The 13,950-nt window shown below is 53.3% G+C and carries 15 protein-coding genes; 9 read left to right on the top strand and 6 right to left on the bottom strand.

Annotated features, from left to right (window positions below; genetic code table 11):
- The 6 genes from ispG to K1Y77_RS03140 all read left to right on the top strand — a co-directional run bounded on the left by ispG (position 1) and on the right by K1Y77_RS03140 (position 6,606).
- Positions 1-1,116: a flavodoxin-dependent (E)-4-hydroxy-3-methylbut-2-enyl-diphosphate synthase gene (gene ispG, locus K1Y77_RS03165; RefSeq protein WP_030069523.1), complete on the top strand. Its 1,116-nt coding sequence runs from the start codon at positions 1-3 to the stop codon at positions 1,114-1,116.
- A gap of 88 nt (positions 1,117-1,204) precedes the next feature.
- Entirely contained in the window at positions 1,205-2,500 is a 1,296-nt protein-coding gene (gene hisS, locus K1Y77_RS03160; RefSeq protein ID WP_264430289.1) for a histidine--tRNA ligase, read from the top strand.
- A gap of 77 nt (positions 2,501-2,577) precedes the next feature.
- Entirely contained in the window at positions 2,578-3,237 is a 660-nt protein-coding gene (locus tag K1Y77_RS03155) for a YfgM family protein (RefSeq protein WP_030069518.1), read from the top strand.
- Entirely contained in the window at positions 3,234-4,418 is a 1,185-nt protein-coding gene (bamB, locus tag K1Y77_RS03150; RefSeq protein WP_030069516.1) for an outer membrane protein assembly factor BamB, read from the top strand. The genes K1Y77_RS03155 and bamB overlap by 4 nt, the downstream gene beginning before the upstream one ends.
- Positions 4,415-5,818 carry a ribosome biogenesis GTPase Der gene (gene der, locus K1Y77_RS03145; RefSeq protein WP_030069514.1) on the top strand — a complete coding sequence of 468 codons (1,404 nt, stop codon included), beginning with the start codon at positions 4,415-4,417 and terminating at the stop codon, positions 5,816-5,818. Before bamB ends, der begins: the two co-directional genes overlap by 4 nt.
- A gap of 173 nt (positions 5,819-5,991) precedes the next feature.
- Positions 5,992-6,606, top strand: a complete 615-nt coding sequence (locus tag K1Y77_RS03140; protein ID WP_264018809.1) for a hypothetical protein — start codon at positions 5,992-5,994, stop codon at positions 6,604-6,606.
- On the opposite strand, the gene K1Y77_RS03135 is transcribed toward K1Y77_RS03140, so the two are convergent.
- A complete protein-coding gene (locus tag K1Y77_RS03135; protein ID WP_030069510.1) occupies positions 6,603-7,484 on the bottom strand; it encodes an ATP-binding protein in 882 nt (293 codons plus the stop codon). The two genes, K1Y77_RS03140 and K1Y77_RS03135, sit on opposite strands and share 4 nt — an antisense overlap.
- Before the next feature lie 97 nt (positions 7,485-7,581).
- On the opposite strand from K1Y77_RS03135, the gene K1Y77_RS03130 reads away from it, so the two are divergent.
- Positions 7,582-8,385, top strand: coding sequence for a M48 family metallopeptidase (locus tag K1Y77_RS03130; protein WP_030069508.1), 804 nt, complete (start codon positions 7,582-7,584; stop codon positions 8,383-8,385).
- 22 nt (positions 8,386-8,407) lie between these two features.
- Positions 8,408-8,665 (top strand): hypothetical protein, encoded by a 258-nt coding sequence (locus K1Y77_RS03125; RefSeq protein WP_030069507.1) that lies wholly within the window; start codon positions 8,408-8,410, stop codon positions 8,663-8,665.
- Positions 8,666-8,758: 93 nt separating this feature from the next.
- Here K1Y77_RS03125 and aroE read toward each other — a convergent pair whose 3' ends face one another.
- The 5 genes from aroE to K1Y77_RS03100 form a co-directional block, all read right to left on the bottom strand.
- Positions 8,759-9,586: a shikimate dehydrogenase gene (aroE, locus tag K1Y77_RS03120; protein ID WP_264430286.1), complete on the bottom strand. Its 828-nt coding sequence runs from the start codon at positions 9,584-9,586 to the stop codon at positions 8,759-8,761.
- Positions 9,587-9,595: 9 nt separating this feature from the next.
- Positions 9,596-10,528, bottom strand: a complete 933-nt coding sequence (gene hemF / locus K1Y77_RS03115) for an oxygen-dependent coproporphyrinogen oxidase (RefSeq protein ID WP_264018812.1) — start codon at positions 10,526-10,528, stop codon at positions 9,596-9,598.
- Between the two features lie 41 nt (positions 10,529-10,569).
- Positions 10,570-11,127 (bottom strand): L-threonylcarbamoyladenylate synthase, encoded by a 558-nt coding sequence (locus tag K1Y77_RS03110; protein WP_030069502.1) that lies wholly within the window; start codon positions 11,125-11,127, stop codon positions 10,570-10,572.
- An 82-nt stretch (positions 11,128-11,209) separates the two neighbouring features.
- Positions 11,210-12,331, bottom strand: coding sequence for a DNA-processing protein DprA (gene dprA, locus K1Y77_RS03105; RefSeq protein WP_264430283.1), 1,122 nt, complete (start codon positions 12,329-12,331; stop codon positions 11,210-11,212).
- A gap of 42 nt (positions 12,332-12,373) precedes the next feature.
- A complete protein-coding gene (locus tag K1Y77_RS03100) occupies positions 12,374-13,192 on the bottom strand; it encodes a peptidoglycan-binding protein (RefSeq protein WP_454771253.1) in 819 nt (272 codons plus the stop codon).
- A gap of 228 nt (positions 13,193-13,420) precedes the next feature.
- Between K1Y77_RS03100 and def the strand changes: the two genes are divergently transcribed.
- Entirely contained in the window at positions 13,421-13,933 is a 513-nt protein-coding gene (gene def, locus K1Y77_RS03095; protein ID WP_030069496.1) for a peptide deformylase, read from the top strand.
- Positions 13,934-13,950: the final 17 nt, after the last annotated feature.

Genomic DNA, 13,950 nt, shown 5'->3' with positions numbered 1-13,950 from the left:
ATGCACGCCCCTTCTCCGATTAAACGCCGTTTTTCGCGCCAGATCCACGTTGGCAATGTCGCCGTCGGTGGTGATGCGCCGATTGCTGTACAGAGCATGACCAACACGAATACGCTGGATGTTGATGCCACCGTGGCACAAATTCAGCAGTTGGAAAAAGCCGGTGCCGACATCGTTCGCGTTTCTGTACCTGATATGGATGCCGCTGAAAGCTTCGGCAAAATCAAGCAACGTGTCGATGTTCCGCTAGTGGCAGACATCCATTTTGACTACAAAATTGCCCTACGTGTAGCCGAACTCGGTGTCGACTGCTTGCGTATTAACCCAGGTAACATTGGCCGCGAAGATCGAGTACGCGCGGTGGTTAATGCTGCCCGCGATAATGGCATACCGATTCGTATTGGTGTCAATGCCGGGTCCCTAGAAAAAGATCTACAGAAAAAGTATGGCGAGCCAACCCCCGCCGCGTTGGTGGAATCGGCTATGCGCCATATCGATTACCTGGATCGCCTCGATTTTCAAGAATTTAAAGTCAGCGTGAAAGCCTCAGATGTATTTATGGCAGTAGCAGCGTACCGCGACCTGGCTACGCGTATCGAGCAGCCGCTTCATTTGGGCATTACCGAAGCAGGCGGCCTACGCTCTGGTACGGTGAAGTCGTCGATTGGTCTTGGCATGCTGTTAATGGATGGCATTGGCGACACGATTCGCGTATCGCTAGCGGCCGATCCGGTAGAAGAAATTAAAGTTGGCTTTGACATGCTCAAAAGCCTAAGGCTGCGGGCAAAGGGTATTAACTTTATTGCTTGCCCCAGCTGCTCACGGCAAAATTTCGATGTCATCAGCACCATGAACCAGCTAGAAGAACGGCTGGAAGACGTCATGACGCCACTGGACGTCTCAGTCATTGGCTGCGTCGTCAATGGCCCAGGTGAAGCGAAAGAAACCGATATTGGCCTAACCGGCGGCTCACCGGCCAACTTGGTATATATCGATGGAAAGCCTGCTAGCAAACTACGTAATGATCACTTAGTGGATGATCTGGAAAAGCTTATCCGCGAGAAAGTGCGCCAAAAACAGCAGCAAGAAGACGACATGATTGCCCGCAGCGTTTAAAAAAGCCGAGCAAGCGATACCCAACCTGGAGGCGGGCATAACTTTTCTTTTCCCGCCCCAGCGTTGTCTCCCATACAAGGAGTTTTCATTGAGCAAGTCCGTCGCAAAAAAGATCCAGGCTATCCGTGGTATGAACGATTTATTGCCTAGCGAGAGTCCACGCTGGCAATTTTTTGAAGCCAAAGTGCGTCAGCTAATGCACCGTTACAGCTTTGATGAAATTCGTACGCCCATTGTTGAACAAACGGCGCTATTTGCTCGCTCAATTGGCGAAGTCACCGATATTGTCGAAAAAGAGATGTACACGTTCGACGACCGCAACGGTGACAGCCTAACGCTGCGCCCTGAAGGTACCGCAAGTTGCGTACGGGCGGCGATGGAACATGGATTGCTACATAACCAAACCCAGCGACTGTGGTATCAAGGCCCTATGTTTCGCCATGAGCGCCCTCAGAAAGGCCGCTATCGCCAATTTCATCAGGTAGGCGTAGAAACGTACGGCTTTGATGGACCGGATATCGATGCCGAAGTCATTCTGCTCTCTGCGCGTCTTTGGCAAGAGCTTGGCCTGCTAGAACACGTGACGCTAGAGCTTAACTCCCTAGGCTCTTCAGAGGCACGCGCGGCCTATCGCGATAAACTCGTTGCGTATTTTGAACAACATCACGATGTTCTTGATGACGACTCAAAGCGTCGCCTGACAAGCAACCCGCTGCGCATTTTGGATTCCAAAAATCCAGCAATGGCGGACATGCTTAACAATGCTCCACAGTTAATGGATCATTTGGACGATGAGTCGCGCACGCATTTCGAGCAACTCAAAGCCATGCTGGATGCAGCTGGCATTGGCTATGTTGTTAACCCACGCTTGGTACGGGGTCTTGATTACTACTGCCGCACGGTATTTGAGTGGACCACCACCGCCCTAGGCAGCCAGGGCACGGTATGTGCAGGCGGTCGCTACGATGGCCTAGTCGAGCAACTCGGCGGAAAACCCACGCCAGCCGTTGGTTTTGCCATGGGTATTGAGCGTTTAATATTGTTGCTAGAAACGCTAGACCTAGTGCCAGAAGAAGCGCTAGGTGGCTGTGATGTTTATCTGCTTCCGATGGATGATAACGCTACTATTGTAGCCCTTACGCTGGCCGAAGAACTGCGTAGTGAGCTGCCAACCCTTAGGCTGCAGCTGCACTGTGGTGGCGGCAGTTTCAAAAGCCGTATGAAAAAAGCCGATAAAAGCAACGCACCTATTGCAGTCTTATTGGGTGAAGATGAGCTAGCAGAGCAAGCCGTAACGCTTAAGTTCCTGCGTGAAGATCGCGCACAGTTGCGCGTCTCTCAGGCTGAGCTCGCCGCGACACTGCAACACCTAGTGTCCCATTAACCTTACTGTCGATATAGTTGGCAGACGAACACTCGCCAGCCGCCTTAGCGGCTGAGCTAAAGAACAGGAGGCCGCCCGTGGCGGAGCTGAGAAGCGAAGAAGAACAGCTAGAAGTAATTAAACGCTGGTGGAAAGAGAACGGAACCTCTCTCATAGCAGGGGCTGTTCTTGCGGCGGCGGGTGTACTTGGCTGGAATGCATGGCAAAACTATCAAGAAGGCCAAGCAGAAGCCGCCTCCGTGCGCTATCAGCAACTTGTCAATATGACCACTGGTAACACTTTGGCAGATGACCAGTTAGCCAATGCCCGTGAGCTCATTGATGAAATCACCAGTGACCATGGCAACACCCTCTACGCAGAATTAGCACAGCTGCTGGAAGCGCGTTTAGCCGTTCAAGAGGGCGATCTTGATGCAGCGAAAAGTGCGCTTGAGAATGTTGCTAGCGACTCTTCCCGCCGCTATGTGCAAAGTCTCGCATGGCTGAGGTTGGCGCGTATTGAGATTGCAAACGACAATCCAGAAGCAGCCCTGAGTTTATTAGATGAGTCGATTACCGATGCCCTAGCAGCTCAGCAGGCCAATGTGCGTGGTGATGCCTATGCGGCGTTAGGCCAAACAGAGCAAGCGCGAGACGCTTGGCAAACTGCGCTAGAACTGGCTCAAACCCAGAACCAGCCACTCTACGGCGTACAGTTCAAGCTTGACGATCTCGGCGTCGAAGAGGTGACACAATGATCACAACCCGCTTTCCTAAACTGCTATTTTCTAAGCCAACGGTGCGTCTTACCGTTGGTGCCGTGGCGCTGGCCTTGCTAGTAGGTTGTGCCAGCAAAGGCGAACCTGCGTATACGCCGAAAGAGCTGCGTAGTTTTGCAGAAACCTCTTCGCTTGAAAGCGTATGGAGTAGAAACGTAGGCGATGGCCTTGGTCGTGCCCGTTACCCCATAGCCCCGGCTCGCGAAGGCGAGACCATATTTGCCGCGGATGCTGATGGCGTGGTAGCCGCGTTTAACGCTGATAACGGCAATCGCGAATGGGAAATCGAACTGGATACGCCTATCTCAAGCGCCCTGAACGCCATTGCAGGTCAGCTTTATTTAGGTACTCGCAACGGTGAAGTAATCGCCTTGGATCAGCGTGATGGCAGTGTCAATTGGCGCTCACGCGTTTCCAGTGAAGTGCTGGCAGCACCACAAGCGAATCAACAGTTACTACTCGTTCAAAGCGTTGACGGACAAATCACCGCTCTCGACCGTGCCAGTGGCGAAGAGCGCTGGGTATATACCAGCTCGCAGCCTTCGCTTACCCTGCGCGGTACCGGCACGCCAATGGTCATTGATCCGGTGAGTTTTGTTGGATTTGCTAACGGGCAACTCGCCACGTTAGATAACCGCAATGGCCAGCCGCTGTGGGAATTGCAGATTGCCACTCCCCGTGGGCGGAGCGACGTCGATAGGTTAGTTGACCTTGCCGGTCAGCCTGTTGTCACCCCTGATGGTCGACTCTTCGTTACCAGTTACAACGGCAACGTCGTAGCTTTGGAAGCAACACGCGGTGGCGTTCTATGGGAAAGCAATTTATCTAGCCGTCACACCCCTATTTTGGTGGGTAACATTCTGCTTGTGGTCACCGACGATAGCCACGTTGTGGGCCTAGATGCCGACAGCGGCCAGGAAGTGTGGCGTAACGATGATCTAGAAGATCGCTGGTTAACAGCACCCGCGTTTGCTGATGGCCGCGTGGTCGTCGGTGACTTCGAAGGCTATGTTCATTTGCTTGACGCCCGCGAAGGCACGCTAGTCGGTCGTACCCGCGTACATAAGTCTGGCATCAGCGTGCGTCCCGCTACTGAAGGCAGCACCATTCATGTTCAGGCCAATAATGGTCGCCTGGAAACCCTGGAAGTAACTCCATGACACCCGTCATTGCTTTAGTCGGTCGGCCCAATGTGGGCAAATCGACGTTGTTTAACCGCCTTACCCGCTCACGCGATGCGCTCGTAGCGGACTTTCCTGGCCTTACCCGTGACCGTAAATACGGGAACGGAATGCTAGGCGGCAAAGCGTATACGGTGATTGATACCGGCGGCATCAGCGGTGACGAAGAAGGGATTGATGCGGCAATGGCCGAGCAGTCCCTGGCCGCGATTGATGAAGCCGATATTGTACTGTTTCTGGTAGACGCTCGCGCAGGGCTTAACGTGGCCGATGAAGCCATTGCTAACCATCTGCGCGTTAATCAGAAAAAAACCTGGCTAGTGGTCAACAAAACCGATGGTTTGGAAGAGCATTCGGCCATGGCTGACTTCTGGACCTTAGGGCTTGGCGACCCATGGCCGATTGCTGCCGCCCACGGCCGCAATGTTTCACTGCTCATTGACACAGTGTTGGAGCCATTTCCCGAACGCGATCCCAGCATTCCTGGGGATACCGGCACCAAAGGTATTCGTATAGGTGTTATTGGCCGTCCCAATGTGGGTAAGTCCACATTGGTTAATCGGCTGTTGGGCGAAGAGCGCGTTGTCGTATTTGATGAGGCAGGCACTACTCGCGATGCGATTGAAATACCTTTCGAGCGTCGTGGTAAGCCCTACGTATTAATTGATACGGCGGGGGTTCGGCGACGTAAGAATGTGAGCGAAATCGCTGAGAAGTTCTCAATCATCAAAACCCTTGACGCGATTAAAGAGTGTCATGTGGCGATTATGGTGCTCGATGCTCGCACCGGTTTAGTTGAGCAAGATATGCACCTGCTTGACTACGTGCTGACCACTGGCCGAGCACTAGTATTGGCTATCAATAAGTGGGATGGCTTGGAAAGCGACGCGAAGGAGAAAATGCGTTCAGAGATTAAGCGCCGCCTGGGCTTTGCCGACTATGCAGAGATGCATTTTATTTCCGCGCTGCATGGCACCGCTGTGGGTGATCTTTATCCTTCGATCGAACGAGCTTTCGATGCCGCGAACGCTCACTGGTCGACCAACCGGTTAACCACGCTACTTCAAGATGCAGTCAGCCAACACCCACCTCCCATGGTCAACGGCCGACGTATCAAACTACGTATGGCTCACCAAGGTGGCAGCAATCCCCCTATCATCGTAGTGCACGGCAACCAGACTGAATCACTGCCGGAAGCCTACCGCCGTTACCTAACCAACACGTTCCGTAAAGTGTTAAAGGTTCGCGGTACGCCGATGCGCTTTGAATTCCGCTCTGGTAGTAACCCGTTTGACCACATGGCAGGGGCAAGCGATAAAGAGAAAGCCAAAAAACGCGAACTTAACCGTACCAAAGAAGCGCGTAAAAGCCGCCGTTAATACCAACTTACTATGCTATACCCAACGCCTGCTGATTAACCTCAGCAGGCGTTTTGGTTGATAGCTCCCCCCACTAACAAATTAACTTGACAGTTATCCGCACGAGCCCTCAAATAGCCGCGCTTTTCGACAATTGCCTCTCTTACCTATTGCCCTTCTTAGGAGGGATATTAATGCACTACGCAATTAAACGCGGGCGCGGTTTGCTCTTACTGCTCTTGGCCAGCTTACTGGCAGGCTGTCTTGCCCTACCCCAAACAGGCTTATTTGCCTTTCGCTTGGCGGTAACATCACTGGGTATTGAAGAGGTGCGCATTGGCCCTTATAGCGTTCAAGCAGGGCTTGATACCAGTGACCTAACAAGCTTGCTCGCGTCTAGCCTAGGCGCTGGCAGCTTACCCGTTCAGGCAACCCTTGCAATGGGCTTGGGCTTACCCACCGGCATGCCTGCGGTTGAGATGTCAGGTTTTCGCTGGATGTTAGACATGCCGGGCATTGAACCGGTACAGGGCCAATATCAAGAAGAAGTAACGCTCACATCTGGGCAGGATTCAACTTTACGTCTACCGGTATCGTTTGACATTTTAACTACCGATACCCAGCGCATGATGCCCATGCTAGAACTCGCTAGTCAGTTAGCCACCCAAGGCTCACTACCGCCTGGCAGTGAGCTTGCTATCACACCGGGAGACCTGCGCGGCTTGGGCATGACATTACCCGCTGGGCTTTTAACACCGACCATTCGCCTGAACGTAGGCGCCGACGGCCAGTTAACACCTGTGCGTTAAGCCTGACGACTTCCACCTTCGTGAAGCCGTTTGCGGCCCACCCACTGGGCTGCAAACTGCCAAGCCGTTCGGCCACTGCGGCCTCCTCTTAGCGTGGCAAAACGAACCGCTTCTGCGCGTGCGGCATCACTCCAATCCTGCTTGTCACCAATACGGGCAACCCAGTGCTCACAGACCTCTAAGTAAGTCGCTTGGCTAAAAGGATGAAAGCCTAACCATAAGCCAAAGCGATCCGATAATGATATTTTCTCCTCAACCGCGTCACCGTGATGCAGCTCTTCACCCACAAGACGCGTACCGCTATTGTCGTCCATGGACTCGGGCAATAAATGGCGGCGGTTAGAGGTAGCGTAGAGCAAGACGTTTTCTGGTGGCCCTGTTAATGCGCCATCTAACACGCTTTTTAGCGCTTTGTAGGCATCATCATTGCCTTCAAACGAAAGATCATCGCAATACACCACAAAACGATGCGGTGTATTGCGCAACTGTTCGACTAACATCGGCAGACTGCTCAGATCGTGGCGATCTACTTGGATCAAGCGCAGTCCATCGTTGGCCAAAGAGTTAAGCAGCGCGCGAATCACCGATGACTTTCCGCTGCCCCGAGAACCCCATAGCAAGCCATGATTAGCAGGCAACCCCTGTAAAAAAGCACGTGTGTTATCGACTAGCGCTAGTTTTTGACGCTCAATGCCTAGCAGGTCATCCAGCGTCATCATGTCTCGCGGTGGTACGGGAACCAAGCGCCCGCCTAATGGATGACGCTGCCAAATAGCGGCTACATGCTTTTCCCAATCCACCTGGATTGGCGCAGGGGGTAACCAATGTTCTACGTGGTCCAGCAACCGCGTTAAGCGTTGGCTCAATTCAGCATCCATGATTGTCCTCAGAGTACGTTATGATAGGTATTGATTTACCACTGACAGTGGTTATCTTGTGTGCAAGGATCCCTACTCGTCTATAAGGAAACCGTCTATGCGTTGGCTTCGCCCACTGGCTGTTACTGCACTGTGTGCTTCTATTGCAGCATGCTCCACGTCTCCTACCGGTCGCTCGCAGCTGCTCCTGCTCTCTGATGATCAGCTCAATCAAATGGGTCAGCAAGCCTTTGCGCAGTATCAACAAGATATCCCCACCGCAGGTGAGGCAAGTCATCGCTATGTACAGTGCATTACGGATGCCATTGTAGAAGTGTTGCCAGCGGAACAGCGTAACCTTGATTGGCAAATTCGCGTCTTTGAATCTGAGCAACCTAATGCCTTTGCCTTGCCCGGTGGCTACATGGGCGTCAATACGGGCATGCTTGATATCGCAACTAATCAAAATCAGCTAGCTTCGGTTGTCGGCCATGAAATTGGTCACGTCATTGCGAATCATGCTAATGAACGCGCCTCAACCCAAAGCGCTACGTCACTTGGCCTATCAGTGCTTTCCAGCACCTCAGGAATGCAAACCCCAGGTGGCCAACAGCTGATGGGCGTGCTGGGCATGGGCGCTCAATATGGCATTGCGCTGCCCTTCTCACGCCGCCATGAAAGTGAGGCTGACGTTATCGGCCTTCAGTTAATGGCCCAGGCAGGCTTTGATCCACGTGAAAGTGTGACCGTTTGGGAAAATATGCAGAGGGCTTCCAGTGGTGGCTCACCGCCCGCGTGGATGTCAACCCACCCAAGCGAAGGTCAGCGCATTGAAGGGCTACAAGCCAATATGAATGACGCCATAGCAAGTTACGAACAGGCACGTAACAGTGGCCGCACCCCGAATTGCCCACGCCCCTAGGCACCTTACTATTGAGGTTTAAATGATTCGATTTGGTTTATTGCTGCTTGTCCTGCCGATTCTGGTATTACTCGGCGTCTATTTCTGGGAGCTGGGTGATGTACGCGCTTGTCAGCTTGAAGGTGGACATTGGGACTACCTAGCAAGTGCATGCAGCGAGTCGCCCCAGCCCTTTGTGTCGTGGCTTGAGCGATCTCCGCTACTGGTCAACGGCGGCATGCTGCTCTCAGTAGTCGGTCTCGTGATGTGCATGATTGGCTTTTACACCAAATCTCGCTAAACACGAGAGAACAACCAGCATTAACCAATAAAGGCAGCCGCAAGGGCTGCCTTTTGCTGACTTCTGTTCAGAACAAATGAAAACGAACGCTCGCTAGTCGCTGGCGACGTTCAACGATTGCCTTAACAGTGTGCGCACCGGAGCTGTTTCGGGCCGCACGTTACGCCATAAGAAGAAAGATTCAGCAGCTTGCTCAACCAGCATACCCAGGCCATCGAGCAACTTGGCACCGCGTGGGCCTGCCCACTGCAAAAACACCGTGGGCTCCGGGCCATACATCATGTCATAGGCCCAAGCGCCTTGGTTAAATAAGCTATCCGGCAACGGCGGCAAATCACCAGTAAGACTGGCGCTGGTGCCATTAATCACCAAATCAAACTGGCCTTCTAGCGTGTCAAGCCCACCGCCATGAAGGGTACCTAAGTCGGTAAACGCTTCTGCTAATTGAGCGGCTTTTTCCGCCGTTCGGTTGACGATAACGACCTCACGCGGCTGCTCAGCAAGCAGCGGTTCAAGCACGCCTCGCACTGCACCACCTGCACCGATCACCAGCACGCGTTTACCCTTAATAGGTACGTGATGGTATCCAAGGTCACGCACCAGCCCAATGCCATCCGTGGTGTCACCGTAAGTGCGGCCGTTGCCACCGACAATCAGCGTATTCACCGCTTGAGCACGCTTTGCGCGGTGGCTTAGGGTGTCGCACAGCGCAAAGGCATCGCCTTTAAACGGTACGGTCACATTTGCCCCGCGACCACCCGTTGCCATAAATTCCCGCCAGACGCTAGCAAAGCCCTCCACTGGAGCAAGCTCAGCGGTGTACGTTATGGGTTGGTGAGTTTGGTTGGCAAACTCTTCGTGAATTAACGGCGACTTAGAGTGCTTAATCGGATTACCAAACACACAGTAACGGTCGGTCATACAGGCTCCTTATGCAGTACCTTGCTGAGCGGCCTCAGCAAGCCAGTCACGGGGCACGAGGTAGTCATGCAATTGCGCCTCGCGACTACCTTCAAGGGGTGTAAATGCGTACTCCCAGCGGGCCAGCGGCGGCATCGACATTAAGATAGACTCAGTGCGCCCGCCACTTTGCAGGCCAAACAGCGTTCCCCTGTCCCACACTAGGTTAAATTCCACATACCGACCACGACGATATAACTGAAAATCACGCTCTTTTTCGCTCCATGCATCACCCTTACGGCGTTCCACAATCGGCACGTAGGCATCTAGAAAGCTGTCGCCTATCGCACGCTGAAACGCAAAACAGTTGTCGAAGCCGCCCTCATTCAAGTCATCGAAAAACAGCCCGCCCACACCACGTGTTTCTTCGCGATGCTTAAGATAGAAGTACTCGTCGCACCACGCTTTGTAACGCGGATAAACGTCTTCGCCAAATGGCAGGCAAGCAGCCTGGGCAACCCGATGCCAATGCACAACATCTTCAAACACCGGGTAATAAGGTGTTAAATCAAAGCCGCCACCGAACCACCATACCGGTGGTTCACCCTGTTTTTCAGCGATAAAAAAACGCACATTTCCGTGGCTTGTCGGCACATTAGGGTTTTCAGGATGGAGTACCCAGGAAACACCAACCGCATGAAAACTGCGCCCGGCAAGCTCTGGCCGTGCCGCTGTCGCCGAGGGGGGCAGCTGGGCACCGTAAACATGGGAGAAGTTAACACCGCCTTTCTCGAAAACAGCTCCTTCTTCGATGACTCTCGAACGCCCGCCGCCGCCTTCTTCACGCTGCCAGCTATCTTCTTTAAACGCCGCTTTTCCGTCAGCAGCGGCAAGCCCTGCGCACAACCTTTCTTGCAGGTCCAGAAGGTAATGTTTAACGTCGTCTAGGTGCTCGTGGGCCACAGTAACTCCAAAGAGGTCAAAGATAAGTGTAAGAGGCTGCGCTAAGAACGCATTATTTTGCCGGTTAGCAAGTCTCTAATGGTGCTGGGCTTTGCGTTGCCCCCAAGCTCACCTGCGACAATCGCGGCAACCTCTTCACCAAAAATAGTCGACACTTCCTCGGCGCTCATGGCGGGAGGATCGCCCGCACGATTAGCAGAGGTAGAGACGAGCGGGCCACCAAAGGCCTCACAGAGAGCCTTCATCAGCGGGTGATCGGTCACCCGCAATGCCACACTCTGATGGGCTCCGCGTACTAACCCATGGCTGCGACCATTGTCAGGCACTAGCCAAGTATTAGGGCCGGGCCAACTGGCGGCTAAGGGTGCATGCAAAGCTAGCGGCAGTTGGTTTAGCCAGGGCTGAAATTGCTGAATACTTGCAGCAACGATAATGACGCCTTTGGCGGGGTCACGCTCCTTCATCCGCATCAGGTGCGCTAGCGCTTCATCGTTATCGGGGTCACAGCTCAGCCCCCAGACTGCTTCGGTGGGGCAGGCGATAACGCCACCCGCTTTCAAAGCACGTACCGCTTCTTTAACGTCAACAGCCGATTTCATAGATGCTCCTCGTCACAAACGCGGCCCCTCATCACTTTGGCTTTTATAGTGCTATAAAATATAAAAAACGGTTACTTATATCCTACCATGAGCGTGTCAAACGCACCCAGCCGCCCGCTTGCTGCGCCACTTTGCCATCAAGCTCCAGCATGAGTAATCGCTGCTGACATTCACTGACCGTGATGCCCGCACTCTGAACCAATAGATCAATGGGCGTTGGCGTTGCTCCCAGCGCGCTTAGTACATTGTCTTTGAGCTCATCGTTATCGATAGGCAAGTCAAGACTTGTGTTTTCAGCGATAGCACGCGGAATGCTAGGCATATAGCGTTCAGACCAATGCTGCAATTCGTCTACAATATCGTCCACATGACGTACCAACGTCGCGCCACTGCGCAATAACTGCAGACAACCGCGAGCCTGTACATTATGCAACGAGCCGGGTAGTGCAAACAGTTCCCGATCTTGCTCCAGCGTTAGTCTTGCACTGACCAACGAGCCACTCTTCTCCGTCGCTTCGACCACTAACGTACCTAATGCAAGGCCCGTCACAATTCGGTTCCGACGAGGGAAAAAAGCTGGTCGAGCGCCAGTCCCCGGCGGATGTTCTGATAACAGCAAGCCTCCCGGCACATTGCTTAGCTGTTCATGTAACTCACGATGGCTTGGCGGGTAAATCACATCAACGCCGCAGCCAAGTACTGCAATCGATTGCCCACCGGCCGCTAACGCGGCGCGCTGTGCAACGCCATCCACCCCTAGCGCCATGCCACTGACAATACACCAGCCGCGATTAACCAGTTCTCGAGCAAACGCCTGAGCATTACCGCTACCTTCAGACGTGGGGCGTCGTGTTCCCACCATGGCAAGCTTTGGGCCCTCTAGTGCGCTAAGATCACCTTGTGCCCATAGCACCACAGGTGGGTCTGGCAATTGGTTGAGCAGCTCTGGCCATGCTGGATGATTACGATGAAGTAAATGCCGATTAGGCGCGGCGTTTAACCATGCGAAGGAGTGGTCGACTGCCTGCTGCAGCGGGCTGCGATCTGGCTGCGTTAACCAAAGCCTCAGGGCAGTAGCGGCGTTGCTGGGCAGCCCAGCAAGCCAGCCATGGGGCCATTGCGGCTGCTTGGCGACCAGCGCTGCGGTGCGAAGCGCCCCCATACCAGGAAGCTCATTCACCACTAACCACTCCTTGGCATCCATTCGCATCTCCTGTTAATTGAGTGGTGTTTAATTATGTGGCGTTTATGGCGTTGGCGTGCCCACCTTGTCACCAACAGCTAGCACCCTGGAAGCCTGCATCACCAAGGCATAGCTCATCTGGCTATAGGGTTTAACGATCATTACCTTGCCTGCATCAGTCGTGGGTAGCTGCAGCAACTCTTGAGTACGCGGGTCATTAACAAGCTCCCCCTGCTGCCCAACGTGCAACACATGTCCGGGCTGCAAACCATTCTGAGTACCGATATCCAGTGCCACTATTTGTAAGCGTCCAATAAAGCGTACTCCGCCAGGTACCGCAATAATCTGGCCAGCGATATTGTTCAACGGTAAACGAGGCTGAAAGCTAACTTCTGACGACTGAGCGTCAGGCCACAGGGAGTCTAGCGGTAGCAAAATATCGTTGTTACGTACTTCCTGGTAAGCACTGAGTACTTCTAAGCGTGCAATTCCGCCTTCACTGCTGAGCTGGCGCACTTCACCAATATTAATTAACTCCGTACCCAACGGCGCACCAGTAGCAGAAACATACGCCTCACCCATCCGATAAACCCCCAAATGTGCTCTGGCAGGCAGCTCTCCCCGCGCATATAACGTATCGCCGGCACCACTCATCAATCGTTGATTTTCCCCTCCCACAACGTAAGCCAGTTCTTGCGGGGGTTCACCTGGCTCTATTACTCGGTGTTCACGCAAAAATGCCCGGACTGCCTCCATAGGAAGCGGCGCCATCGTCTCTTGTTGGGGAACGGTACGCATCTGAGGTGAAAGCTTTACCACCCGTTGCGGTGTTTCCCAGGCAAACGCAGCGGTTATCATGAGCGTCAAACTTGCCAACGACACGCTATAATAAAGAAGCCTTTTCGCAACGATTTTTTTCGCCACTATCCTGTTCTCCCTTGCCAGTGATGGGTGAAGCCGTTGAGGGGAGCTGCATGGCGTTGTGCGTGCCCAGGAACGCTTACAGCATGATATAGTGGCCGATAGTAAAGCACTTAGGCTTGCCAACACAGATACAGATGGCAAAGCCTGCTCATATTAAAGACTCAGCATAACGGTGATTGTAACGCCATGGCCAAACTTCCTATTCTCGAATTCCCCGACGAGCGTCTGCGCACCAAGGCCGCACCGGTGGAAACCGTTGACGATGAGGTCCGCCAGCTCGTCGACGATATGTTGGAGACCATGTACGACGCGCGTGGCATCGGCCTTGCAGCGACACAGATCGATGTACATCGTCGCGTCGTAGTAATGGATGTCAGCGACGATAACTCGCAGCCGCTGGTGCTTATTAATCCGCGCTACGAACCCATTGGTGATGAAAAAGAACCCCTTTCTGAAGGTTGCCTATCAATTCCGGAATACTACGCGGAAGTACCGCGTTATTTAAAAGTAACGCTGAACGCACTAGATCGTAACGGTGAACCTTATGAACTGGAAGCCGACGGTTTATTAGCTCACTGCATCCAGCATGAGTATGACCACCTGGAAGGCGTGCTATTTGTTGACTATTTATCACCTTTGAAACGTGACCGTGTGATGAAAAAGATGCAGAAACGCCACAAACTATTACACGACGCATAAACCGACCTACGCCGTGT

The sequence above is a fragment of the Halomonas qaidamensis genome (genome assembly GCF_025917315.1).
In the GTDB taxonomy this organism is placed as follows: domain Bacteria; phylum Pseudomonadota; class Gammaproteobacteria; order Pseudomonadales; family Halomonadaceae; genus Vreelandella; species Vreelandella qaidamensis.
The sequence above is the reverse complement of the archived record's forward strand: the minus strand, read 5'-3'. Positions and strand labels throughout refer to the sequence as shown.

Bases quoted from the DNA above. Each gene is read 5' to 3' on its own strand.
- dprA (WP_264430283.1), bottom strand. From the start codon at position 12,331: ATGGATGCCAAGGAGTGGTTAGTGGTGAATGAGCTTCCTGGTATGGGG.
- def (WP_030069496.1), top strand. From the start codon at position 13,421: ATGGCCAAACTTCCTATTCTCGAATTCCCCGACGAGCGTCTGCGCACC.
- K1Y77_RS03135 (WP_030069510.1), bottom strand. From the start codon at position 7,484: ATGGATGCTGAATTGAGCCAACGCTTAACGCGGTTGCTGGACCACGTA.
- K1Y77_RS03130 (WP_030069508.1), top strand. From the start codon at position 7,582: ATGCGTTGGCTTCGCCCACTGGCTGTTACTGCACTGTGTGCTTCTATT.
- bamB (WP_030069516.1), top strand. From the start codon at position 3,234: ATGATCACAACCCGCTTTCCTAAACTGCTATTTTCTAAGCCAACGGTG.
- K1Y77_RS03110 (WP_030069502.1), bottom strand. From the start codon at position 11,127: ATGAAATCGGCTGTTGACGTTAAAGAAGCGGTACGTGCTTTGAAAGCG.
- aroE (WP_264430286.1), bottom strand. From the start codon at position 9,586: ATGACCGACCGTTACTGTGTGTTTGGTAATCCGATTAAGCACTCTAAG.
- K1Y77_RS03125 (WP_030069507.1), top strand. From the start codon at position 8,408: ATGATTCGATTTGGTTTATTGCTGCTTGTCCTGCCGATTCTGGTATTA.
- der (WP_030069514.1), top strand. From the start codon at position 4,415: ATGACACCCGTCATTGCTTTAGTCGGTCGGCCCAATGTGGGCAAATCG.
- K1Y77_RS03140 (WP_264018809.1), top strand. From the start codon at position 5,992: ATGCACTACGCAATTAAACGCGGGCGCGGTTTGCTCTTACTGCTCTTG.
- ispG (WP_030069523.1), top strand. From the start codon at position 1: ATGCACGCCCCTTCTCCGATTAAACGCCGTTTTTCGCGCCAGATCCAC.